This is a genomic window from Spirillospora sp. NPDC052269, assembly GCF_040679435.1.
GTDB lineage: Bacteria > Actinomycetota > Actinomycetes > Streptosporangiales > Streptosporangiaceae > Spirillospora.
Window position 1 is genome coordinate 666173 of sequence record NZ_JBFAUU010000001.1, and the last position, 24005, is coordinate 690177.

The 24005-nt window shown below is 71.8% G+C and carries 21 protein-coding genes; 14 read left to right on the top strand and 7 right to left on the bottom strand.

Annotated elements, in window-relative coordinates; translation table 11 throughout:
- Positions 1–54: 54 nt before the first annotated feature.
- Positions 55–576, bottom strand: coding sequence for a TetR/AcrR family transcriptional regulator (locus AB0L06_RS03130; RefSeq protein WP_500229230.1), 522 nt, complete (start codon positions 574–576; stop codon positions 55–57).
- A gap of 182 nt (positions 577–758) precedes the next feature.
- On the opposite strand from AB0L06_RS03130, the gene AB0L06_RS03135 reads away from it, so the two are divergent.
- The gene (locus tag AB0L06_RS03135) at positions 759–1934 is read left to right on the top strand and encodes a cysteine desulfurase family protein (protein ID WP_500229310.1); all 1176 of its coding nucleotides are present in this window, start codon (positions 759–761) and stop codon (positions 1932–1934) included.
- A gap of 10 nt (positions 1935–1944) precedes the next feature.
- On the opposite strand, the gene AB0L06_RS03140 is transcribed toward AB0L06_RS03135, so the two are convergent.
- The 3 genes from AB0L06_RS03140 to AB0L06_RS03150 form a co-directional block, all read right to left on the bottom strand.
- Positions 1945–2676 carry an acetoacetate decarboxylase gene (locus tag AB0L06_RS03140; protein WP_500229231.1) on the bottom strand — a complete coding sequence of 244 codons (732 nt, stop codon included), beginning with the start codon at positions 2674–2676 and terminating at the stop codon, positions 1945–1947.
- A 212-nt stretch (positions 2677–2888) separates the two neighbouring features.
- Entirely contained in the window at positions 2889–3998 is a 1110-nt protein-coding gene (locus AB0L06_RS03145; RefSeq protein WP_500229232.1) for a DUF695 domain-containing protein, read from the bottom strand.
- 132 nt (positions 3999–4130) lie between these two features.
- Positions 4131–4277 carry a hypothetical protein gene (locus tag AB0L06_RS03150; protein WP_500229233.1) on the bottom strand — a complete coding sequence of 49 codons (147 nt, stop codon included), beginning with the start codon at positions 4275–4277 and terminating at the stop codon, positions 4131–4133.
- Between the two features lie 338 nt (positions 4278–4615).
- Between AB0L06_RS03150 and AB0L06_RS03155 the strand changes: the two genes are divergently transcribed.
- On the top strand, positions 4616–4750 hold the full coding sequence (locus AB0L06_RS03155) for a hypothetical protein (RefSeq protein ID WP_500229234.1): 135 nt from the start codon (positions 4616–4618) through the stop codon (positions 4748–4750).
- Between the two features lie 199 nt (positions 4751–4949).
- Here AB0L06_RS03155 and AB0L06_RS03160 read toward each other — a convergent pair whose 3' ends face one another.
- Positions 4950–5204, bottom strand: coding sequence for a hypothetical protein (locus AB0L06_RS03160; protein WP_500229235.1), 255 nt, complete (start codon positions 5202–5204; stop codon positions 4950–4952).
- Positions 5205–6070: 866 nt separating this feature from the next.
- On the opposite strand from AB0L06_RS03160, the gene AB0L06_RS03165 reads away from it, so the two are divergent.
- Positions 6071–6838 (top strand): hypothetical protein, encoded by a 768-nt coding sequence (locus AB0L06_RS03165; RefSeq protein ID WP_500229236.1) that lies wholly within the window; start codon positions 6071–6073, stop codon positions 6836–6838.
- A 105-nt stretch (positions 6839–6943) separates the two neighbouring features.
- On the opposite strand, the gene AB0L06_RS03170 is transcribed toward AB0L06_RS03165, so the two are convergent.
- Positions 6944–7372: a MarR family winged helix-turn-helix transcriptional regulator gene (locus tag AB0L06_RS03170; protein ID WP_500229237.1), complete on the bottom strand. Its 429-nt coding sequence runs from the start codon at positions 7370–7372 to the stop codon at positions 6944–6946.
- An 87-nt stretch (positions 7373–7459) separates the two neighbouring features.
- Between AB0L06_RS03170 and AB0L06_RS03175 the strand changes: the two genes are divergently transcribed.
- From AB0L06_RS03175 to AB0L06_RS03195, 5 genes are all read left to right on the top strand, one after another.
- The gene (locus AB0L06_RS03175; RefSeq protein ID WP_500229238.1) at positions 7460–7879 is read left to right on the top strand and encodes a hypothetical protein; all 420 of its coding nucleotides are present in this window, start codon (positions 7460–7462) and stop codon (positions 7877–7879) included.
- Entirely contained in the window at positions 7879–9450 is a 1572-nt protein-coding gene (locus AB0L06_RS03180; protein ID WP_500229239.1) for a multicopper oxidase family protein, read from the top strand. The genes AB0L06_RS03175 and AB0L06_RS03180 overlap by 1 nt, the downstream gene beginning before the upstream one ends.
- A 387-nt stretch (positions 9451–9837) precedes the next feature.
- Positions 9838–10410: a DUF3152 domain-containing protein gene (locus AB0L06_RS03185; RefSeq protein WP_500229240.1), complete on the top strand. Its 573-nt coding sequence runs from the start codon at positions 9838–9840 to the stop codon at positions 10408–10410.
- A 51-nt stretch (positions 10411–10461) separates the two neighbouring features.
- Positions 10462–11538, top strand: a complete 1077-nt coding sequence (mnmA, locus tag AB0L06_RS03190) for a tRNA 2-thiouridine(34) synthase MnmA (protein ID WP_500229241.1) — start codon at positions 10462–10464, stop codon at positions 11536–11538.
- Between the two features lie 89 nt (positions 11539–11627).
- Complete coding sequence (locus AB0L06_RS03195; protein WP_500229242.1) at positions 11628–12446, top strand: LLM class F420-dependent oxidoreductase; 819 nt, start codon at positions 11628–11630, stop codon at positions 12444–12446.
- 105 nt (positions 12447–12551) lie between these two features.
- Here AB0L06_RS03195 and AB0L06_RS03200 read toward each other — a convergent pair whose 3' ends face one another.
- Positions 12552–14639 carry a right-handed parallel beta-helix repeat-containing protein gene (locus AB0L06_RS03200; protein WP_500229243.1) on the bottom strand — a complete coding sequence of 696 codons (2088 nt, stop codon included), beginning with the start codon at positions 14637–14639 and terminating at the stop codon, positions 12552–12554.
- 127 nt (positions 14640–14766) lie between these two features.
- Here AB0L06_RS03200 and AB0L06_RS03205 point away from each other — a divergent pair, with 127 nt between their 5' ends.
- The 6 genes from AB0L06_RS03205 to gatB all read left to right on the top strand — a co-directional run bounded on the left by AB0L06_RS03205 (position 14767) and on the right by gatB (position 23910).
- Positions 14767–15768 carry a methionine synthase gene (locus AB0L06_RS03205; protein WP_500229244.1) on the top strand — a complete coding sequence of 334 codons (1002 nt, stop codon included), beginning with the start codon at positions 14767–14769 and terminating at the stop codon, positions 15766–15768.
- A gap of 73 nt (positions 15769–15841) precedes the next feature.
- Positions 15842–18076 carry an NAD-dependent DNA ligase LigA gene (ligA, locus tag AB0L06_RS03210; RefSeq protein WP_500229245.1) on the top strand — a complete coding sequence of 745 codons (2235 nt, stop codon included), beginning with the start codon at positions 15842–15844 and terminating at the stop codon, positions 18074–18076.
- A gap of 242 nt (positions 18077–18318) precedes the next feature.
- Positions 18319–20484, top strand: coding sequence for a putative bifunctional diguanylate cyclase/phosphodiesterase (locus AB0L06_RS03215; protein ID WP_500229246.1), 2166 nt, complete (start codon positions 18319–18321; stop codon positions 20482–20484).
- Between the two features lie 119 nt (positions 20485–20603).
- Complete coding sequence (gene gatC / locus AB0L06_RS03220; RefSeq protein ID WP_500229247.1) at positions 20604–20903, top strand: Asp-tRNA(Asn)/Glu-tRNA(Gln) amidotransferase subunit GatC; 300 nt, start codon at positions 20604–20606, stop codon at positions 20901–20903.
- Positions 20900–22411 carry an Asp-tRNA(Asn)/Glu-tRNA(Gln) amidotransferase subunit GatA gene (gatA, locus tag AB0L06_RS03225; RefSeq protein ID WP_500229311.1) on the top strand — a complete coding sequence of 504 codons (1512 nt, stop codon included), beginning with the start codon at positions 20900–20902 and terminating at the stop codon, positions 22409–22411. The genes gatC and gatA overlap by 4 nt, the downstream gene beginning before the upstream one ends.
- A 14-nt stretch (positions 22412–22425) precedes the next feature.
- Positions 22426–23910 (top strand): Asp-tRNA(Asn)/Glu-tRNA(Gln) amidotransferase subunit GatB, encoded by a 1485-nt coding sequence (gene gatB / locus AB0L06_RS03230; protein WP_500229248.1) that lies wholly within the window; start codon positions 22426–22428, stop codon positions 23908–23910.
- Positions 23911–24005: the final 95 nt, after the last annotated feature.

The window sequence follows — 24005 nt, forward strand, 5'->3', positions numbered from 1 at the left end:
CGTGCGAAAGTGGTCGTGCGAGTGGGGTCGTGCGGGGCGGGGCGTGGCCCGCCGTCAGCCGGCGGCCAGGGCCAGCAGTCGTTCCTTCAGCGCCGCGAGCTGATCCTCGTCATACAACTGCGGCGCATGGCTCAGAACTTCCCAGAGGCCCTCGGCGGCGAGCCGGACCACCATGGCGGTGGCCGGATCCGGATCCTCGCCGCACGGGCGCTTGTGCCAGCGGCCCATGGCCTCGTTCAGCGGCTCGGCGAGCTCCGGGTCGGTGGCGGCGGCCGTGATGGCCGACCATCGTCGGTGCGCCCGCGCCTCACCGGTGAGGATCTCGAAGGTCGCCAGGACGTAGGCGCGGGTGTAGGACCCGGGGCGTCCGTCGTCGAACGAGTCGATCAACTCGTCGAACTCCGCGATGACCCGGGCGACCAGCGCCTCGACCAGGGCTTCCTTGTTCGGGAAGTGGTAGAGCAGCCCGCCCTTGCTGACGCCGGCGCGCTCGGCGACCGCGTTCAGCGTCAACGCGCGTCCGCCGTGCTCGGCCAGCACGGCCTCGGCGGCGTCGAGGAGGGCTTCTTTCATCATGGCCTCTCTACTGTACCGACCGGACGGTTCAGGGGACAACTCGAAGATCTTCCGTAAAAATCACATCTGGAGCGTAAATATTCCGCTGTGACCACCGTCACCCCGCAGGTTTCGTCGGACTCGGAAAGTGCGTCCGGGCCGGGACGGGGCCCGGGCCGCGCGCGGATAACCTGGGGCGCGTGGTGACCTATCTGGACCATGCGGCGACGACCCCCATGCTCCCCGAGGCGATCGCGGCGATGACGGCCGAGCTGGCCGAGCTGGGCAACCCCTCGTCCCTGCACTCCGCGGGCCGCCGGTCCCGCCGGGTGGTGGAGGAGTCCCGCGAGATCGTCGCCGAGGCGTTCGGCGCGCGGCCGAGCGAGGTGGTGTTCACCTCGGGCGGCACCGAGGCCGACAACCTCGCCGTGAAGGGCCTGTACTGGGCCCGCAGGGCCGCTGACCCGGCCCGCACGCGGGTGCTCGCGGGGGCGGTCGAGCACCACGCCGTCCTCGACACCGTCCAGTGGCTCGCCGATCACGAGGGCGCGAAGGTCGAGTGGATCCCGTGCGACGAGCTCGGCCGGGTCCGGCCGGAGACGCTGCGCGAGATGATCGGCACCGGCGAGGACGTCGCGCTCGTCACCGTGATGTGGGCGAACAACGAGGTCGGGACCGTCCAGCCGGTCGCCGAGCTGGCTGCGGTCGCGCGCGAGCACGGCATCCCGTTCCACACCGACGCCGTCCAGGCCGCCGGGCACCTGCCGGTCGACTTCGGGGCGTCCGGCGCGCACGCGCTGACCCTGTCCGGGCACAAGCTGGGCGGGCCGCTCGGCGTCGGGGCGCTGCTGCTCGGGAAGCCCGGGAAGTCCGGCGGGGTCGATCCCGTTCCTGTGCTCCACGGCGGCGGGCAGGAGCGGGACGTCCGCTCCGGCACCCTCGACACGCCCGCCATCGCCGGGTTCGCCGCCGCGGCCCGGCTCGCCACCGACCACCGCGTGGACGAGGCGGCACGGCTCACCGTGCTCCGCGACCGGCTCATCGCCTCGGTGCTCGACGCCGTCCCGAACGCTGTCCTCAACGGCGACCCGGCGGGCCGGCTGCCCGGCAACGCGCACTTCTCGTTCCCCGGCTGCGAGGGCGACGCCCTGCTCATGCTGCTGGACGCGCGCGGCATCGCCTGCTCCACCGGTTCGGCCTGCTCGGCCGGGATCGCGCAGCCCAGCCACGTCCTGCTCGCGATGGGCGCGACGCCCGAACGCGCGCGCGGGTCGCTCCGCTTCACCCTCGGCCACACCTCGACCGACGCCGACGTGGACGCCCTGGCCGAGGCCCTCCCGCCCGTCGTCGAACGCGCCCTCCGCGCCGGGCTCAGCTGACGGCTTCTCCTCAGCCCGTCCGGGGCGCGAGGCGGTCATGGACGGGCACGGCGCGGGTGAGCGCCAGTCCGGCCAGCACGTGCGACGCCGAGACGATCTCCAGGACGGGCAGGTCCGCCAGCGGCGCCATCACGTGCTCGAACAGCTGGAGCCGGGCTGGACCCCGCCACGCCTCCTTGACCGTGATGTCGGTGATCCGCGTCCGGACGAGGTCGCGGGCGGACGGCCCGTCCACGCCGGGCACGGTCTCGACCGCGAACGTCGGGACGGTCATCTGGTCGCGCGCCTCGTCCGCGTTCATCGGCGCGTACCTGTACGGCATCGTCGCGGTCGCGACGCGCTGGGCGCCGTGGTCGAGGGTGCCGACGAGCATGTCGTCCTCGACGAGCAGCCGGGGCGTTCCGGCGGTCTCGGGACGGGCGGACGGCTCGCGTCCGGCGAGGACCGCGCCGACGTCGTCCAGGCCTGCGCCGTCCATGCCGGCGCCGTCCAGGTACAGGGAGCGCAGGTACTCGCCGTCCTCCCCGGCGAACCGGACGGAGATCACCTGGCCCGCCTCGGTGCGGGAGCCGAGGCCGTCCGCGCCGCCCATGCGCATGACCTCGAACCGGACGAGCGGCTCGACGACCTCCAGGGGTTCCGGGACGGCGGCGCGGAGCGCGTCCGGATCGCTGCGGTAGACGATGTTGAGGTACTCGCGGTCGTCGAACCGGGCGGCGCGCGGCAGGTGTTCCGGATGCATGGGCACTCCTCGAACGGGGCCGTGTTCGGAGCCCGTCCCGATGGATATGAACCGTCACATGGCTGCCACCAGCCGCTATATGGAGATGTTCCGCCCACGCGAAGGGTGAAACCCGCCCGTCGAACCGCCCGTGAAACAACGCGCCGCCCTTCGCGAGGACGTCCGCGAGGGACGTCCAGGCGCGAAGAGCGGCGCGGGGTTCTAGGAGTGGATCAGGGCTGGAAGGGCGCGAGGGCGCGCCACCCCGGGTCGTTCGTGGAGGCGACCTTCGCCTTGCCCTCCGCCCACCCGGCGGTGAGCTGGTCGAGCTCGGCGAGCACGCCCGAGTCGGGGTCGGCGTACAGGTGGAAGACGCGCAGGCCGTCGCCGGTCTGCCGGACGACCAGCACCGCCTCCGGGAGGGCGTCGATCTTCTTCTCCAGCTTGCGCAGCGCGGACGCCGACGGCTCGACGGGCAGCCGGTCCGGGTTGGCGTGCTGGTAGGGGACCGACACCTCGACGTGCAGGTCGGCGAGCGGGTGGTCCTGCCGGTGCACGGGGAAGCGGATGCCGAACTGCGCGGGGTGCCCGCGCGGCGTGCGGCCCTCGCCGGACAGCCAGGTCGGCTCGCGGAAGTCCTCGACGATCTGCTCGACGACGGCGGGCAGCACCGCCGGGGGCAGCGAGTCGACCGGCTCCTCGGCGGAGATCGTCACCTCGCCGACCCAGCGCGCCACGTCGTCCTCGCCGAGCGCCCAGTGCAGCACGTGGAACGCGACCGCGACCTGGTGCTCCTCGGAGACGAACAGGAAGTCCGGGTGGTAGGCGGTGATGTCGACCCGGCCGCGGAACTGGTCGGCCCGCATCCCGAACCGGACGTACTCCAGGTCGAAGTCGTGGTCGCCGAGCTGCAGCTCCTGGCCGAGCATCTCCGGGTCGGCCGGACGCGCCGGATGGAACTGCCAGCCGCCCGCCGCGTCCCCCTGGGGCGCGGCGCGGTACCAGCGCTCGGCGAGCCCGCGCAGCTCCGGATCACCGGCCCCGGACACCGTCAGCGAGGGCGGCCGGCCCTCCATGCCGCCGATCTCCCACTGCAGCTCGGAGTGGATCCGCGCGACCCGGCGGGACAGCTCCTCCATGATCTCCGCCGACAGCCCCGTGGGGATCTCCGGCTCGGAGTCCGCGTCCGGGGGCGTCTCCGCCAGCAGCGCCTCGGGCGTGTCGGGCACCGCCGACAGCGACCCCTCGAGGTCCGGACGCGCCCGCGCCCACCACTCCCAGAACTCGCTGATCGCCGGGCTCACGGCCGACGGCGTCTCACGCGGGCGGCGGAAGATTCCCACCAGTCGTCTCTTCCTGTCTCAGGTCGCATGGCCGGGCCCGGAAGAGCCCGCTCCGCAACCCTACGCGAGCCCTCGCCCGTCTCGTCATCCACGACCCGCGCCGCCTCCACCGGTCCGTCCGCCCGAACCCGGTCACGTCACGCGGAGCGAGTCGAGCACGGTGTTGACGTCCTTGTAGAGGCGCTTGTGCGTCTCGGGAATGTCGATCCAGAGGTAGGCCGGGCGGGCACGGCCGGTGTCGACGACGACGACCGCCGACAGGTCCATCCGCGCACGCACGCCGGGCTGCTGAACCGGATCTCGCGGACGACCACCCAGGCCTTGCGCCCGCCGACCGTCATCGCCTGGGACGCGACGTCCCGTCCGCGCGCGGCGTCGGGGAAGTTCCTGTCCTGGCGGTCGTCCTGCACGGCCCCGGCCATGGCGCGCAGACGGTCGCGGCCGCCTGGCCTTCATCGATCGGGATGGCGAAACCGCGGAACGCCTGAGGAACATGTCCGTCACGACGCCTCTCCCGGTGACGACGCCGGACGCGAAGGTTCCCGCTGCTCGGGCTCGGGGGGTGTGGCGGCTCGGATGAGGAGCGTGCCCGGTCGTCCGGCGCGGAGGTGGTCGAGGTGACCCTCGTGGTCACCGGGGAACACCGGACGGCGGACGTGACCTACGTCCTGGCGGGGGCCGAGACGAAGCTGAAGGCCGCGGTCCTCCCGCTGCGCAGGACGGTCCGGATGCGGGCCGCGTCACCGACGTGAACGCGCACCTGTCGTACATGTCGTTGAAGACCGAGACGAAGATGAGGCCGATCACGAGCAGCGGGACCATGAGCAGCACGCCTGCCGAAAGGAGGGCTTCGCGCTCATCCTTCCGTCTCGGCGTGAGACACAGGCGGGGAGAGCGGGCGTGTGGGCACCCGCCCAGGGACTGCGCTCCCCATGCTCGGGTTCTCGGTGGTCACGCTGTTCCTCCGGTCTGTTCGGCCAGTACGTTCGCCGCCTGTCGCGCCTCGCGGAGGCTGGTGCGCAGGGTCGCGAGGCCGGTCTGATCGGCGAGGCCGTCGATCTCGCGGACGGCCAGCTCGTCCCGGACGGATCGGGCGAGGACCTCAAGAGCGTCGTCGTCAAGGTCCGCGAGTTCTTGAAGGGCCTGCCATTCGCGATAGGCGGTGTCGGTGACGCGAGTGCGGCCAGCGACTGCGCGATACCCCACTCCTGCCATGGCAGGGCGACATCGTTGGCGGTGCCGTCGAGGAGCCCGGCGGCGTTGACCTTCGCCCCCTGGACCGTGTCGATGGCCCTCTGCGTCCGGCGCATCATGTCCGCCATGGACGCGCCCAGCCACCGCTCGTTCCCCTCGGCGAAGTCGGTCCCCGGGAAATAGCGGCCGTGGTGGACGCGGGCGGCTGCGACGTCGCCGTCCTCCGTGCCGCCGAACACGACGAGCAGAGGCGCGGCTCGGGTGGCGGATCCTCGGACGCCGGAACCAGGACCTCGGGATTGCTCCGCAGTATCTCCTGGATCTCCTGCGGCAGGTCCGGGTCGAACACCGGCTGCGGTGTCGTCGCCTTCTCGTCGTCCAATCGATCCCCCCGTGATCACGATCAGGGTGATCGCGGCAGGGCGAATACGCCCGTGAACAGGGGGTTTTCGGCCATCCTGGGGTGGATTTTCCGAAATGTGACGTTCCGTCATTGAACAGGTACGGGGTAGGGGTTCCGTTCCGGGTGGCCGTCCGACGGGGTTCCGGCGTTCGGGGCCGCCCCGGGGGACGGCGGGTGAAGGCGTTCTGGTGCGGGGGATGTGCGACTAGAGTGCGGTTGTTCCGTGATGAGGAGCTTCATGAGCCATCCCCCCACGCCTCCGAGGGACCCTCGGTACGCGCCGCCTCAGCAGGGCCACCCTGCGCAGCCCTACGCGCCGCCGCCCGGGAATCCGGCTCAGCCGTACGCGCCGCAGCCGGGGTATCCGCAGCAACCGCAGCCTCAGCCCCACCCGGGATTCGTGCAGCCTGGACCGCCGCCACCGCCGCCGGGACCCGTGCAGCCGGGATACCCGCCGCAGGGGTATCCGCAGCCTGTGCAGCCGGGGTATGCGCAGCCGCCGCAGCCCGCACCCCCGCAGCCCGCGCCCCCGCAAGCCGCGCCTCCGCTGCCGGCGCCGCCGCAGTACCAGCAGCAGCCCTATCCGCAGCCGGGGTATCCGCAGCAGGCGTATCAGCAGGGCCTGCCGCAGCCTGGCCCGGCCGACCTCTACGCCGAGTCGCTGCTCGTCTATGACCAGCCACAGGGGTTCTTCTCGGTCGAGGCGAACTACACGATCTGGTCGGCGGACGGACGGCCCGCCGCGTACGTCCGCGAAGAGGGCGTCAACGGTGCGCGCAAGGTGTTCCGCGCCCTCAACCAGGGCACGCAGAACAACGCCGAACGCCGCCTGAGCATCATGCGCCCGGACGGCATGCCGTTGTTCTACTTCTACAAGCCGTACGGGTTCGCGCACACGCCCAAGATGCACATCCTGTCCCCGCAGAACCAGCCCATCGGCTACCTGCGGAAACGCGCGCTGCGCGGGTGGGAGATCCTGGACGCCTACGACCGGCAGATCGGCTACTACGAGCTCTTCGTCGGCCGCGTCATGGACAACGCGGAGAACGAACTCGCCCTGTTCCGCCGTGCCAGCGAGGGCTTCGGCGACCTGCTCGCCCAGGCGTTCACCGGCTCCGACAGGTACGTCCTGCGGCAGCACGTGCAGCTGCCCGAGCCGTTCAAGACCCTCACGTTGGCCTGCCCGCTCGCCTTCGACACCGCGGTCTCGCAGAACCGCAGCCTCGGGGGCCTCCTCACCTGACGTCCACCGGCCCGGACACGGCGTGCGCTCGGACCGCGCCCGGACCCGGCCCGCGCCCGCTGGTCCGCACCGGCCCGCGCCGGCCCGCCGGGCGGGCCGGCGGCGTCAGAGGTCGTACTTCGTGAAGCGGGTCAGGAACTCCGTCAGGGTGCGGCGCTCGTCGTCGGTGAAGTCCTCGAGGAGGTAGTCCTGGGTCGCCGAGGCGACCGCGTCGGCTTCGGCGAAGGCCTCGCGCCCCTTGTCGGTGAGGGAGATGGCCTGCGTGCGGCGGTCGTGCGGGACGGGAGTCCGGGTGATCAGCTCCATGCGCTCCAAGTCGTCCACCAGGCGGACCATCGTGGACTTGTCCGTGCCGAGCACCTCCACCAGCCGCCGCTGGCTGCACGGCCCCATCCGGCTCAGCGCCGCCATCGCGCCGTAGTGAAAGCTCTTCAGACCGAGCGGCCGGAGCGCCTCGGTGAAGACCTCGCGGGCATGGACATGGGCGCGCCGCAGCAGCATCCCGAAGGGCGGCCCGTCCGGAGAGTTCGTCACGGGTTCCAAGTCTAGTTCATTTGAGATAGTTTCACCTGAGATAGATTCATTTGAGACCGTCTCACATGAAACTGGTGATCTCCCCCCATGCGACGACCCAAGCGATGGACGGTGCTGCTCTTCCGGGTGGCGGCGATCCTGCAAGCCCTGATGGTGTTCCTCCAAGCGGTCTTCGCGGGCCGCTTCCTCTCCGGTGGCTACGGGGCGCTGAGCATGCACAGCGCCAACGCGGTGTTCACCACCCTCATCGGCATGCTGGCGGTGGTCGCCGCCGTTCTGCTCTGGAAGCCGGGCGGAGGCCCGGCCCGGCCGATCATCCCGGCCTCGATCATGGTCGTCCTGGAGATCTTCCAGATGGGCTTCGGGTACGCGCGGCTGCTCACCGTCCACGTCCCGCTGGGTGTGGCCCTGATGGTCGGCACCGTCACCCTGGTCCGCCTCGCCTTCCAGGCCGGCGCCGCCGACCCCGCCCCGTCCAAGGACGAGCGCGCCCCGGAGGTCGTGTGATGGCGGGCGAGCGACGATCACTGTCACGGCGCGGCTTCATCGGCGCCGGCCTGGCCGTCGGCGTCGGCGCGGGCGCGGTGGCGCTCGGCGGGGCGAAGCTCCTCGGCAGCGCGCAGCCCGGAAGGCTTCTGGCGAGCAAACGGCCGCTGCCCAAGGCGTTCGAGCGCCCGCTGCTGTTGCCGCCGGTCCTCAAACCCACCCGTTCGGACGCGACGACCGACTACTACGAGATCGTCCAGCGCGCCGCCGATCTGGACATCCTGCCGGGCGTGAGGACGACGGCCTGGACCTACGGCGGAAGCTTCCCGGGGCCGACGATCGTGTCCCGGTCCGGACGCCGCGCGGTCGTCAAGCACACGAACCAGCTGCCCCGGCCCGTGGTCGTCCACCTGCACGGCGGCCACACGCCGCACGACAGCGACGGCTACCCGGGCGACGAGATCCTGCCCGCGGGCGGGAAGCCGACCATGGCGATGGGCGGCCACGCCATGCCCGGCAACCCGGTCATGGGCAGCCGCGACTACACCTATCCGATGAACCAGCGGGCCGCGACGCTCTGGTACCACGACCACCGCATGGGCTTCACCGGCGCGAGCGTGTGGCGCGGGCTGGCCGGGTTCCACCTCGTCCACGACGACGAGGAGGACCGGCTGCCGCTGCCGCGCGGCGACCGCGACCTTCCGCTGATGATCGCCGACCGGTCGTTCGCCGCGGACGGGTCGTTCAACTACCCGTCGATCGACCGGACGCTGGAGCACGTGCCGGGCGTCCACTCTGCCCACATGAACGGCGTTCTCGGCGACGTCATCCTGGTCAACGGCGTGCCGTGGCCGGTGCACCCGGTCCAGCGGCTGCGCTACCGGCTGCGGATGCTGAACGCGTCGAACGCGCGCAACTACCGGCTCGCGCTCGACCCGCCGCCGCCCGGCGGCAAGGGCCTGGTGCAGATCGGCTCGGACGGCGGGCTGCTCTCCCAGCCGATCACGCACGACAGCATCGACGCCGCCCCGGCGGAGCGGTTCGACGTGGTCGTGGACTTCGCCCGGTACCGTCCGGGCACGCGCGTGCGGCTCGTGAACCAGCTGGAGGGCGGCCGGACGCACGAGATCATGGCGTTCGACGTGTCGTCCGCGTCCACGGCGCCGCACGAGGACTCGACCGTCCCGGCGCAGCTTTCGAAGATCGAGCGGCTCGACCCGGCGAAGGCCGCGGTGACCAGGACGTTCCTGCTCCAGAAGAAGGGGAACAGCTGGCAGATCAACGGGCACGAGTACGAGCCCGGCAAGCCGCTGGCCCGCCCGAGGCTCGGGCAACTGGAGCGGTGGCGGTTCGTCACCGACCTCCACCACCCGATCCACCTGCACCTGGACGCCTTCCAGGTCGTGGGGCGCGGCACGCGCGGCGTCGGCCCGTTCGACCACGGCTGGAAGGACACGATGGACCTGCGTCCGGCCGAGGCCGCCGAGGTCGCGGTGCGGTTCACCGACTACCCGGGCGCGTTCGTGTTCCACTGCCACAACCTCGAGCACGAGGACATGGCGATGATGGCCGACTTCACGACGGAGGCGTGACCTCACGGCGGAGTCGCGGCTCCCTGCGAAGCGGCGGCTCCGTGGCACGGTGACCGGCCTCACGCGGAGCGCCCGGTTTCACGGTGGCGTAAGTGTCCGGCCAATTTTCTTTGGCGTTACCCTGAGCGGCGATCACCGGGGAAAGATCAGGTTCGGTGATCGGCAGACGAGATCACGTTCGGGGGACGCGTGCGGAAGCGCGTATTGGCAGCGGCGGGGGCGGTCGCCGCGCTGGTGGCCGTGACGGCGGCAGGGTGCGGTTCGGAGACGGAACGGAAGCCCTCAGGGGCCTCCGCTCCGTCAGGGCCGTCCGGCCTGCACGGGCCGTCAGCGTCCCCGGACGGCGCCCCGGCTCCGGCGAAGACTCCCGACGGCAGGCGGCTCCGCATGGTCAACGGACGGGCCCAGCCGCGGACCGTCCGCGTCCCGGAGTCCGGAAGCGGCCGGTACGCCGTCGCCCAGGGGACGGCCAAGGCCCCCGCGGGCGCGCGCGGCACGACCGTCCGGTACATCGTGGAGATGGAGCGCGGGCTCCCGTTCGAGCTCACCGACTTCGCCAAGACCGTCCACCGGGTGCTGAACGACCCGCGGAGCTGGGGGCACGGCGGCCGGATGCGGTTCGTCCGGGTCGACGGCGGCCCGGTCTCGTTCCGGGTCGCGCTGTCCAGCCCCGCCCTGACCGACCGGCTGTGCGCGCCGCTCGTCACCGGAGGGGAGCTGTCCTGCCGGCAGGGCTCCCGCTCGGTGATCAACGCCCGCCGCTGGGGGACCGGCGTCCCCTGGTACGAGGGCGACCTGGCCGCCTACCGCGAGTACGTGATCAACCATGAGGTCGGGCACGCGCTCGGCCACGGCCACGAGCAGTGCCCCGGCCCCGGACGCCGCGCGCCCGCGATGGTGCAGCAGACCAAGTCGCTGTACGGCTGCCGCCCGAACCCGTGGCCGTTCCCGTCCGTTTAGCCGTTCCGTCCGAATAAAGGAGTGGCGGACGGCCTTTACGCTGGAGTGGTTATGACTCTGCGCGTACTGGCCGCCATGTCCGGCGGCGTCGACTCCGCCGTGGCCGCCGCCCGTGCCGCCGAGATGGGGCACGACGTCACCGGCGTCCACATGGCCCTGTCCAGCAACCCCCAGTCCTACCGGACGGGCGCGCGCGGCTGCTGCACCCTGGAGGACTCCAGGGACGCGCGCCGCGCCGCCGACGCGATCGGCATCCCCTTCTACGTCTGGGACCTGGCCGAACGCTTCCAGAACGACGTGATCGATGACTTCGTCAGCGAGTACGCGGCGGGCCGCACGCCCAACCCGTGCCTGCGCTGCAACGAGAAGATCAAGTTCCAGGCGCTGCTGGACCGGGCGGTCGCCCTCGGCTTCGACGCGGTCTGCACCGGCCACTACGCCCGCTGGGACGGCGCGACCCTGCGCCGCGCCGTCGACGGCGGCAAGGACCAGTCCTACGTGCTGGCCGTCTGCACGCCCGAGCAGCTGTCCCGCGCGATCTTCCCGCTGGGCGACACCACCAAGGCCGACATCCGGGCCGAGGCCGAGCGGCGCGGCATCCAGATCGCCAAGAAGCCCGACAGCCACGACATCTGCTTCATCGCCGACGGCGACACCAAGGCGTTCCTGGCCGACCGGCTCGGCGCCGCGCCCGGTCCCATCGTGGACGTCGACGGCGAGGAGCTCGGCGAGCACGAGGGCGCCTACGCCTACACGATCGGGCAGCGCAAGGGGCTCCGGCTGGGCCGTCCGGCCCCGGACGGCAAGCCCCGCTACGTCCTGGACATCTCCCCGGTGACCAACACCGTGACGGTCGGGCCGCGCGAGGCGCTGGACGTCCATGAGATCACGGCGGAGCGCCCGGTGTGGCTGGGCGAGGCCCCCGCCGGCCCGGTCGGCTGCCAGGTGCAGCTGCGCGCGCACGGCGAGGTCCACGACTGCACGGCCGAGCCGTTCGAGGACGGCGTCCGCATCCGCCTGGACCGTCCGGCGCGCGGCGTCGCCGCGGGCCAGGCCGCCGTCCTCTACGTGGGCGACCGGGTGCTGGGCTCGGCGACGATCTCCGAGGCGACCCGCGTCCCCGCCTGACCGAGACCACCGGGCTTCCGGGCCCTGGGCAGGAGCGGGCCGATTCCGTAAGCTCCCGTGGGCATCTCCCCACGTGAGAGGACCTGCCTGTGAAGTTCGGCGTCTCGACGTTCGTCACCGACGACGGCATCGGCCCCGCCCCGCTCGGACGGGCCCTGGAGGAACGCGGGTTCGGCTCGCTGTTCCTGGCCGAGCACACGCACATCCCGGCCAGCCGCGAGTCCCCGTGGCCGGGCGGACCGGAGCTGCCGCGCCGCTACTACCGGACCTACGACCCGTTCGTCGCGCTGAGCGCGGCGGCCGCCGTCACCGAGCGGCTGACGGTCGCGACCGGCATCGCCCTGATCGTCCAGCGCGACCCGATCATCCTGGCCAAGGAGGTCGCGTCGCTCGACCACGTCTCCAACGGACGGGCCGTCCTGGGCGTCGGCGCGGGCTGGAACCGCGAGGAGATGCGCAACCACGGCACCGACCCGCGCACGCGCATGAGGCTGCTGCGCGAGCGCGTCCTCGCGGTGAAGGAGCTGTGGACGAAGGACGAGGCGGAGTTCCACGGCGAGTTCGTGGACTTCGACCCGGTGTTCTCCTACCCCAAGCCCGTCCAGGACCCGCATCCGCCGGTCCTGCTGGGCGGCTCCGGCCCGACCACCTTCGACCGGGTGCTGGAGTTCGGCGACGGCTGGATGCCGATCTACGGCCGGGGCACCGAGGACCTGGCGAACCAGATCGCCGACCTGCGTGAACGCGCCGGACGCCGCCTGCCGGTGACGGTCTTCGCCGTCCCGCCGGAGGACGAGGTCGTCGCCGAGCTGGAGGCGGCCGGGGTGAACGAGATCCTGTTCAACCTCCCCACCGCGCCCGAGGACGAGACCCTCCGCACCCTGGACGACCTGACCAAGCTGTTCTGACCCTGCACAGCCTGCCCGTCAGCCTGGACGACCGGCCAGCCTGGACGACCGGCCAGGCTGACGCCGGACGTTGGGGAGCCCTGCGCGGGCTCCCCAACGGCTCGGCTATCGCTTGGCCATGAAGGCGGCGGCGTGGTTGTAGAGCTTGTACAGCTTGAAGGCCGTCGCGTACGCGGGCGTGCACGCGTTGCCGAAGATGGTCGTGGCCTGCTGGTCGGTCAGCGTGGCCCCGGCGGCGGCATGGTCACTGGACCCGATGCGCGCGCCGAACACCTCGCGCATGACGTCCAGCATGTGCTGGCGCTGGGCGGGCGAGACCGTCTTCCACCACAGGCAGTCCACGTGCGAGAGGCTGCCGTCCTCCTCGTTCTCGTTGGCCGCGGCGGTCTTCCCGGGTGCGGAGGTCTTCGCACTGCCGGGCTTGGCCGGAGTCGTGTACCAGGGGCACGCGCCACCGGGCGCACGCGTGTCCTGCGTGATGCAGGTGAGGAGCTCGGCCTCGTTGCCCACGTTGCCGAACCCGAAGCTGAGCCAGGGGGCGCGTCCGCTGAGGCAGTCCGGGAGGCCCGCCGGGGACGAGGTGACCTTCTTGCCCTTCGCGGCGGTGTTGCCCCACCAGCAGTTCCCGGTGTTGCCGGGGAACGCGTCCCACCAGAAGTCCACGCCGTTCGGGGCGACCGTCCCGGTGGGTGAGACGCCCATGGCGTTGCCGTAGAACTGGTTGCGGTAGGACGTGGAGACCGTCAGCGGGTTGCAGCCGGGAATGTCGCTCCGGCTGCCGCACACGGCCGCGTCCGGGGACGAGAACAGCATCGGCCCGCGCCGCCAGTTGTCGTAGATGTGGTTCTGCCGGACGACGTTGTCGTTGCCGCCCGCGATCCACAGGGCCGTTCCCACGGGCACGGGGACGGTCGGGGAGACGTCCGAGCCGGGCAGGTACGGGTTGTAGTTGTTGGAGTAGAAGTTGTTGGCCTCGACCAGGTCGCCCTGCTGCGGGAAGCCGGGGTGGTTCGCCGCCGTGAAAACGTCCGTGGTGAAGCCGAGTGCGTTCCCGTAGAAGTTGTTGTGGTCGACGTGGGTGGCCGAGCCGTCCGTCCCCGAGTAGCCGCTCGTGTTGTGGTGGGAGTCGCAGTAGCGGATCTCCTGGCTGTAGCGGAACGTCGGGTACCACTTGGTGTCGCGTCCGGCGGACGTCTTCGCGCCCGCGCCCGGGTAGAGGCCGGAGTCGCCGCTTCCGGCGGCCTCGCAGTTCTGGATCAGGCCGTGGTCCTCGACGAACGTCAGGACGCCGTACTCGCCCGAGTAGAACGCCTTGAAACGGTCGAGCAGGTAGCCGTCCGTCTCCAGGACGTAGATTCCGTGCTCGTTCGCGTGGCGGACGTTCATGTTCCGCATGACGAACCCGTCGGCGCGGTCGACGCGTAGGCCGACGTCCTTGGCGGATCCGCGCGGGCCGCCGTTCCCGGAGGCGACGCGTCCGGCGTCCACGACGACGTCGTCGGCGCTGACGCCCGAGCCTTCCAGCTGGAGGTTGCATCGCACGCACGAGCCGAGGTTCGGGATGCCGTGCCTGTCCACGAGCGGCGGGTCGGGGTCCTTGCCGGAGCCGGGCGTCCGGCCCATGACGGCAATGAGGTTGGCGTCGTTCTGGCACTTGTACTCGCCCAGGTAGGAGTACGCCCCGGAGATCAGCTCGTACTGCTTGCAGGCCGGGTTGTGCGAGAGCGCCTTGCGCGACGTCGGTTCCGTGTAGATCCCCGGTAGGACGACCACACGGTCGTTGTTGCCGGACGCCGTCACCGCAGGCTGGATCTCATGGAACGAGCAGCGTGCGAACAACGCCTTGTTGGTCTTCCACAAGGCGTCCGCTTCGGCCTTGCTGAACTTCCTGTGGTCGTGGGGCCGGAGGTAGTAGCCCACGCGCAGGGCCTTGTCGATGGCCGTGCGCAGGCGGGTCAGCGAATCGGCCTGGCACACCACGTGCGTCCGGCTGCCCGTCTGGAGGGCGGACGCCAGCGTCCGGGCGGTCGGGACCTTCCCGCCCGCGCACGGGCTGACCGAGCAGTCCGGCTTGGGATCGGGCCAGTAGGACGGGCGTTCGATGTGGGCCTGGGCGGGGGCGGTCAACCCCAGGAGCACCAGGCAGGTGATCAGTGAGGCCGTCAGAAGGCGGCGGGGGGTGGGTCTGCTCACCGAGACTTCCCTTCGTGCTGCGGCGGGGGATCCGAATGCGACAAAAGGGGTGATCGAAATTGGTGAGACGGTTTCACGTCGACGGGGAGCGGTCAAGCGCTCGACAAGCCCGTTAAGCTGCCGTGACATGGCGTTTCCATGGATGTCCGGAACTGCGACCGGCATCGGCTCCTACCCGGGCGACGACCCTTCCGAGGCCCTGCGGGTCATCTACGGCGAGGTCCCCCAGCTGCCGCATCTGCCCGAGTTGCCCCGGCGCGGCCCGGGCGCCGACATGATCGGCCGCACCGCCGGGATGCTCGTCGACCTGCCCGTCCGGGTCGAGCCGTCCGGCTGGCGGTTCGGCGACCGGCCGGGCCGCGACAACCGCCGCGCCGCCGACCACCTGCGGCACGACCTGGACGTCCTGGAGGAGCTGGTCCACGGGCACGACGGGCCCCTCAAGATCCAGGTCTGCGGGCCGTGGACGCTGGCCGCCGCGATCGAGACGCACAACGGCCAGCGCGCCCTGCGCGACGCGGGCGCCGTCCGCGACCTGACCGCCTCCCTCGCCGAGGGCGTCGCGCGGCACGTCGACGACGTCCGCCGGGCCGTCCCGGACGCGACGATCCTCCTCCAACTGGACGAGCCGGGCCTGCCCGCCGTCCTCGCCGGACGCATTCCCACCGCGAGCGGCCTCACGCGCGTGCGCGAGGTCGAGGCCCCGGTGGCCGAGCAGGGCCTCCGCGAGGTCATCGAGGCGGCGGGCGACGTCTTCCCGCTCGTCCACTGCTGCGCCTCGGACGTCCCCTACGGCCTCATCCGCGGGGCCGGCGCCAAGGGCATCTCGGTCGACATGAAGCGCGTCCCGAAGAAGGACGACGACGCCGTCGGCGAGGCCATCGACGCGGGCGTGGCGCTCTTCCTGGGCGTCGTCCCCGGCACGGACGCGGTGCTCCCGCCGCTCGCGAAGACCGCCGAGCCCGTCCGGGAGCTGTGGCGCAGGCTCGGATTCCCGGCCGCGACGCTCGGCGACCAGGTCGTCGTGACGCCCGCGTGCGGCCTCGCCGGCGCCTCGCCCCGATACGTGCGCGCGGCCCTGGAACGCTGCCACGAAACGGCGCGTATGCTCCACGAAACCGACGAGTAGGCAGGTCGCGCCCCTGGCGCGACACCCCGTCGGAGGCCCCGGAAATGTCGGTGGGGCGCGCAAGAATGGGGGCATGACCTTGAGCGACGGTGTTTCGGCAGGCGGTGTTCCGGCGGGCGGGGGCCTGGAGGGCGACGCCGCGACGAGCGGGGTCCCGGCGGACGCGCGGCGCAGGCACGCCGAGCTAAGCCAGGAGATCGACGACGCCAACTACCGGTACTACGTGCTCGACCAGCCGACGCTGACCGACGCGCAGTACGACGCGGGCATGCGCGAGCTCCAGGCCCTGGAGGCCGATCACTCGGAGCTCGTCACGCCGGACTCGCCCACCCAGCGGGTCGGCAGCCCGTTCGTCACCGAGTTCGCGACGGTGGCGCACCTGGAGCCCATGCAGAGCCTCGACAACGCGATGAACGCGGACGAGCTGCTCGAATGGAACGACCGGGTCGTCAAGGAGGTCGGCGAGGGGCAGGCGTCCTACCTGTGCGAGCTCAAGATCGACGGCCTGGCGGTCGCGCTGACCTACCGGAACGGCGTGCTGGAGCGCGCCGCCACCCGCGGCGACGGCCGCACCGGTGAGGACATCACCCTCAACGTCCGCACGATCGACGCCATCCCGGACAGGCTGTCCGGCGAGGGCTGGCCCGAGGTCCTGGAGGTCCGCGGCGAGGTCTTCCTGCCGGTCGAGGGCTTCGAGAAGGTCAACGAGGTCCAGGTCGAGCAGGGCAAGGAGCCGTTCGCCAACCCGCGCAACGCCGCCGCCGGCTCGCTCCGCCAGAAGGACCCGCGGGTCACCGCGTCCCGTCCGCTGAGCATGCTCGTGCACGGGTTCGGCGCGTGGGAGGGCGGCGAGCGGCCGACCTCCCAGGCCGGGACGTACGCGCTGATGAAGTCGTGGGGCCTGCCGACCTCCGACCGGTTCAGGGTCGTCGAGACGCTCGACGAGGTGCGCGAGTACATCGGCCACTACGGCGAGCACCGGCACGACCCCGCCTACGAGATCGACGGCGTGGTGGTGAAGGTCGACCAGTTCGTCCTGCAACGCCGGCTCGGCTCGACCTCGCGCGCGCCGCGCTGGGCGATCGCCTGGAAGTACCCGCCGCAGGAGGTCAACACCAAGCTGCTCGACATCAAGGTCGGCGTCGGCCGCACCGGGCGCGTCACCCCCTACGGCGTGATGGAGCCGGTGAAGGTCGCCGGGTCCACGGTCGAGCGGGCCACGCTGCACAACGCGAGCGAGGTCAAGCGCAAGGGCGTCCTGATCGGCGACACCGTCGTGCTGCGCAAGGCGGGCGACGTGATCCCCGAGATCGTCGCCCCGGTCACCGGCCTGCGGGACGGCTCGGAGCGCGAGTTCGAGATGCCCACGCACTGCCCCGACTGCGGCACCGAGCTGGCGTACGAGAAGGAGGGCGACGCCGACATCCGCTGCCCGAACGCGCGGTACTGCCCGGCGCAGCTGCGTGAGCGCGTCTACTACCTGGCCAGCCGCAAGGCGCTCGACATCGACGCGCTCGGCTACGTGGCGGCGACCGCGCTCACCCAGCCGCTCGAGCCGAAGGACCCGCCGGTCGAGGGCGAGGGCGACCTGTTCCACCTGACCGTCGAGCAGCTGCTGCCGATCCGCAGCATGGTGCTCGACCAGGAGACCGGCATCCCCAAGATCGACCCCAAGACGGGCGAGGACAAGATCGTCACGTTCTTCGCCAACCTGGAGGGCGAGCCGAAGAAGACGGTCGAGCTGCTCTTCGAGTCGCTGGAGAAGGCGAAGCGGCAGCCGCTCTGGCGGGTGCTGGTCGCGCTGTCGATCCGGCACGTCGGCCCCCGCGCCGCGCAGGACCTCGCCCGCGCCCTCCGCTCGATGGACGCCATCGCCGGCGCCACCGAGGAGGAGCTCGCCGAGGTGGACGGCATCGGCCCGACGATCGCCACGTCCATCAAGGACTGGTTCGCCGTCGACTGGCACCGCGAGATCATCGACAAGTGGCGCGCGGCCGGGGTGCGGATGGCCGACGAGGGCGCCGACGAGGGCCCGCGCCCGCTGGACGGCGTGACCGTCGTGATCACCGGCTCGCTGGAGCGGTACAGCCGCGACTCGGCGAAGGAGGCCGTGGAGCGGCTCGGCGGCAAGGTCTCCGGGTCGGTGTCGAAGAAGACCGGCTTCGTCGTGGTGGGGGACAGCCCCGGGAGTAAGTACGACAAGGCCGTCAAACTGGGCGTTCCAGTGCTGGACGAGGACGGATTCGACGTCCTGCTCGCCGACGGGCCGGATGCGGCCACGACCGTGACCGAAAGCTCGGAGGACTGACCTGCGGTGACATCGGAAGTGGTGACCAGCGGGTAGTTACTTAAGGGTACTTTTCGACTACCTACTGGTAGCATGTCCCCGCGGGAAGGGCATAACGGTACGTACCCAACCGGTTCCGCGAAGTTGACCGAAAGCCGTACCCTCCCACCTATCACGGCGGACTCCGGGGCCGGTCCTCCGGCTCCCGGGTCCCTTCCGCCGCCACCGCCAGGGGAAGACCTCCCGGACCCCCCGAGGAAGTGATGAAGGACCCGAACAACACGCGGAACACCTCACCGCGCCGGGGCTCTCCGCTGTGGATCTTCTTCGCCGCCAGCATCGCCCTCGGCGCCGCGGCGGGCGCGGCGACGCTCGCCGGGCTGGCCCGCGCCGACCTGGACGCCCTGTTCGGCAATCCGGTCTTCTGGATCCTCGGCGCCTTCATCGTGGTCGGCGAGATGCGCCCGATCATCGCGCCCGGCCTCACCGAGACCAGCGGCGCGACGACCTCCACCACGTTCACGATCGCGGCCCTGCTCTACGCGGGACTGCCGGTCGCCGCCGCGCTCCAGGCCGCGGCCGCCATCACCTGCGGCGTCTTCCGCGGCCGCAGCCCGCACCGGATCGCGTTCAACACCGCGCAGTACGTCCTCAGCCTCGGCGCGTCCGCGCTGGTCCTGAACGCCTTCGGGATCCACCCCTCGCCCACCGACCCCTGGGTCCCGGGCGGCGGCGACCTGCCGGTCATCGCGCTCGTCGGGGTCGTCTACTTCGTCACCAACGTCACCCTCGTCGGGTCGGCCATAGCGCTGCACGAGCGGATCACCCTCGTCCGGGCGCTGCGCTGGGACCTGCCGTACCAGATCCTCGTCCACCTGGCGCTGCTCGGGCTCGCCCCGCTGATGGTCATCGCCATGGACCGCTCCGCCGCGTTCGTCCCGCTGATCGTGCTGCCGTTCATCGCCGTCTACCTGAACGCCTCGGTGTCGGTGCGGCGCGAGCACCAGGCCCTGCACGACGGCCTCACCGGCCTCCCGAACCGCAAGCTGCTGATCACCCGCACCGAGGAGGCGATCGTCCACCTCGGACGGCCGACCGCGCGGCCGACCGGACGGCCGTCCGGGACGCCGTCCGGCGGGAGCCTGCTGCGCCGGGGCGGCGACGACGCGGCCCAGCGGGTCGGGCTGTTCCTGCTCGACCTCGACCGGTTCAAGGAGGTCAACGACACCCTCGGGCACCCGACCGGCGACCGCCTCCTGCAACTGGTCGCGCACCGCCTGACGCACAGCGTCCGGCCCGGCGACCTGGTCGCCCGGCTCGGCGGGGACGAGTTCGCCGTGCTCCTGCCGACCGTCCGGGACGAGGCCGCCGCACGCGAGGTCGCCGCCCGGCTGCGCGCCGCGCTGAGCGAGCCGGTCCGGCTGGACGGGGTGTCGTTCGACCTGGAGGGCAGCGTCGGCATCGCGCTGTACCCCGACCACGCGCCCGACTTCGAGCTGCTGCTCCAGCGCGCGGACGTCGCGATGTACCACGCCAAGGGCAGCCGCACCGGCGTCGAGGTCTACTCGCCCGACCGCGACCGCAACTCGCCCGCCCGGCTCGGACTGCTCGGCGACCTGCGCCGCGCGCTCGACCGGGGCGAGCTGGAGCTGCGTTACCAGCCCAAGATCGCGCTGCGGGACGGCCGGCTGGTCGGCATGGAGGCGCTGCTGCGCTGGCGCCACCCCGAGCGCGGCGTGCTCGGCCCCGAGGAGTTCCTGCCGGTCGCCGCGCAGACCTACCTCATGCGCGCGATCACGCACGAGGTCGTCGACATGGTCCTCGCGCAGGCCGAGGCGTGGTGGCGCGAGGGGCTGACCGTCCAGGTCTCGGTGAACGTGTCCGGCCGCGACCTGCTGGACGCCGACCTCGCCGAGACCATCGCCGAGGGCCTGGTCGCCCGCGACCTGCCCGCCGCGGCGCTCCAGCTGGAGATCACCGAGCGGGTGCTGACCGGCGAGCCCGCGTCCGGCTCCGGCACCGTCGCCGCGCTCACCGACCTCGGCGTCGCGCTCAGCCTGGACGACTTCGGCACCGGCTACTCCTCGCTGGTCCGGCTGAAGCGGCTGCCGATCGAGGAGGTCAAGATCGACTCCTCGTTCGTCGGGCGGCTCACCGCCTCCCCGGACGACGCGGTGATCGTCCGCTCGGTGGTGGAGCTGGTCGGCACGCTCGGCCTGCGCTCGGTCGCCGAGGGCGTCGAGGACGGCCAGACCGCCGCGCTGCTGCGCGAGATGGGCTGCGACGCCGCCCAGGGCTGGCACTTCGCCCGCCCGATGGACACCGGCCGCGCCACCGCCTACCTCCGCCAGAGCATGCGCGCCAGCAGCGTCGACCTGTCCGGGAACGGCGTCTTCCTCACCGAGCCCCCGGCCCCGCGCCTCGCCTAGCACGTCCGGTCCGTCTCCGCGCCCTGTGGCGGATCATGCTGCCAAAACGAGTCGGGGCAGGAAGAGGTGACCTCTAGGATGAGAGGGAATCCAGTCAACCCGTAGGAACGAGTCCGCACATGTCCGCGATCACCCGTGCCGAGGTCGCGCACCTCGCCCGGCTGTCCCGGCTGGCGCTCGGCGAGGACGAGCTCGACCATCTCGCCGCCCAGCTCGACCAGATCATCTCCGCGGTCGCGCGGGTCCAGGAGGTCGCGGCGGAGGACATCCCGCCGACCTCGCACGCCCTGCCGCTGACCAACGTCTACCGGGCCGACGAGAACCGGCCCAGCCTGGCGCCGGAGCAGGCCCTCGCCGCCGCCCCGGCGGCCGAGCAGCAGCGCTTCCGGGTACCGCGGATCCTGGACGAGGAGGCCTGAGCGTGAGCGAGCTGATCGGGAAGGGCGCCGCCGAGCTCGGGGAGCTGATCGCCTCCGGCGAGACCTCCGCCGAGGAGGTCGCCGCCGCGCACCTCGACCGCATCCACGCGGTGGACGCCGAGGTGCACGCGTTCCTGCACGTCGACCGCGAGGGCGTCCTCGCGCAGGCGCGGAGCGTCGACGAGCGCCGCGCCGCGGGCGAGGAGCTCGGCCCGCTGGCGGGCGTGCCCGTCGCCCACAAGGACGTCTTCACCACCAAGGACATGCCGACCACGGCCGGGTCCAAGATCCTCGAGGGCTGGCGGCCGCCGTACGACGCGACCGTGACCGCGCGGCTCCGCGCCGCCGGGATGGTCATCCTCGGCAAGACCAACATGGACGAGTTCGCCATGGGGTCGTCCACCGAGAACAGCGCGTTCGGGCCGTCCCGCAACCCGTGGGACCTCACCCGCATCCCCGGCGGCTCGTCGGGCGGCTCGTCGGCGGCGGTCGCCGCCTACGAGGCCCCGCTGGGCACCGGCACCGACACCGGCGGCTCGATCCGCCAGCCCGCGGCCGTCACCGGCCTGGTCGGCATGAAGCCGACCTACGGCGGCGCGTCCCGGTACGGCATGATCGCGTTCGCGTCGTCGCTGGACACCCCGGGCCCGTTCGCCCGCAACGTCCTGGACGCCGCGCTCATGCAGGCCGCGTTCTCCGGCCACGACCCGATGGACTCCACCTCGATCGACGCGCCCGTCCCGCCGGTCGTGGAGGCCGCCCGCCGCGCCGACGTCAACGGCCTGCGCGTCGGCGTCGTCAAGGAGTTCGCCGGCGAGGGCTACCAGCCGGGCGTGCTCAACCGGTTCAACGAGACCGTCGAGCTGCTGGAGTCGCTGGGCGCCAAGGTCGTCGAGGTGTCGTGCCCGCACTTCACCTACGCGATGCCCGCGTACTACCTGATCGCGCCGTCGGAGTGCTCGTCCAACCTGGCCCGCTTCGACGCCATGCGGTTCGGCCTGCGCGTCGGCGACGACGGTGAGCGCAGCGCCGAGGAGGTCATGGCGCTGACCCGCGCCGAGGGCTTCGGGCCCGAGGTCAAGCGGCGCATCATGCTCGGCACCTACGCCCTGTCGTCCGGCTACTACGACGCCTACTACGGCAAGTCCCAGCAGGTCCGGACCCTGATCATGCGCGACTTCGAGGCCGCGTTCGAGCAGGTGGACGTGCTGATCTCGCCGACCACCCCGACCACCGCCTTCCCGATCGGCGAGCGCGCCGACGACCCGATGGCGATGTACCTGGCCGACCTGTGCACCATCCCGGCCAACCTGTCGGGCAACCCGGCGATCTCCGTCCCGTGCGGCCTGGCCGACGAGGACGGCCTGCCGGTCGGCGTCCAGATCATGGCGCCGGTGCTGGCGGACGACCGCGTCTACCGGGTGGGCGCGGCCCTGGAGAAGGCCCTCGAGGACCGCTGGGGCGGACCGCTGCTGGCGAAGGCCCCGAAGCTGGAGGCGGGCGAGTGAGCGTGGAGACGCCGATGAAGTACGACGAGGCGCTGGCGCGCTTCGAGCCGGTGCTGGGCATCGAGACCCACATCGAGCTGGGCACCGTGTCCAAGATGTTCTGCGGCTGCAAGACCGTGTTCGGCGCCGAGCCGAACACCCAGGTCTGCCCGGTCTGCCTCGGCCTGCCCGGGTCCCTTCCGGTGACCAACCGGGCCGCGATCGAGGGCATCATCAAGATCGGCCTGGCGCTGAACTGCGACATCGTCGAGTGGTGCCGGTTCGCCCGGAAGAACTACTTCTATCCGGACATGCCGAAGAACTACCAGATCTCCCAGTACGACGAGCCGCTGTGCGTCGACGGCCACCTGGACGTCGAGGTCGACGGCGAGACGTATCGGATCGAGATCGAGCGCGTCCACATGGAGGAGGACACCGGCAAGTCGCTGCACGTCGGCGGCGAGACCGGGCGCATCCACGGCGCCGACTACTCCCTGGTCGACTACAACCGGGCGGGCATCCCGCTGGTCGAGATCGTCACCAAGCCGATCACCGCGACCGGCGAGAAGGCGCCCCTGGTGGCCCGCGCCTACGCCTCCGAGCTGCGCGACCTGGTCCGCTCGCTCGGCGTCTCGGACGTGAAGATGGAGCAGGGCTCGATGCGCTGCGACGTCAACGTGTCCCTCATGCCGCGCGGCGCCGACGAGTGGGGCACCCGCACCGAGACCAAGAACGTCAACTCGCTGCGCTCGGTCGAGCGGTCCGTCCGGTCCGAGATCGAGCGGCAGGCGGGCGTGCTCGCCGCCGGCGGCCGGATCACCCAGGAGACCCGGCACTTCCAGGAGTCGACCGGCACCACCACCAGCGGCCGGTCCAAGGAGGAGGCGCAGGACTACCGGTACTTCCCGGAGCCCGACCTCATCCCGATGGCGCCGGCCCGCGAGTGGGTCGAGGAGCTGCGCGCGACGCTGCCCGAGCTCCCCGCCGCGCGCCGCCGCCGCGTCCAGGGTGAGTGGGGCCTCACCGACCTGGAGCTCCGCGACGTCGTCAACGCGGGCGCGCTCGACCTGATCGAGGACACGATCAAGGCCGGCGCGGACGCCGGGTCCGCCCGCAAGTGGTGGATGAACGAGCTGTCCCGCCGCGCGACCGAGCAGGCCGTCGAGCTCGCCGACCTGCCGATCACGCCGGAGCAGGTCGCCCGCGTCCAGGCGATGGTGGACGCCAAGGAGCTCAACGACAAGCTCGCCCGCAAGGTCTTCGAGGGCGTCCTCGCCGGTGAGGGCGGCCCGGACGAGGTCGTCGCCGCGCGCGGCCTCAAGGTCGTCTCCGACGAGGGCGCGCTGGAGTCGATCATCGACCAGGTGATCGCCGGCAACGCCGACGCCGCCGACAAGGTCCGCTCCGGCAAGGTCGCCGCCGTCGGCGCCCTCGTCGGCGCCGTCATGAAGGCCAGCCGCGGCCAGGCGGACGCCGCCCGCGCCCGCGAGCTGCTCCTGAAGAAGCTCGACCAGGCCTGACAAGCACCACCCGACGGCCGCCGCCCCACCCGGGCCGGCGGCCGTCACCGTTTCCGCCGTCCCCGATCACCCCGAGTGTGCGGCGCGCCTATGCT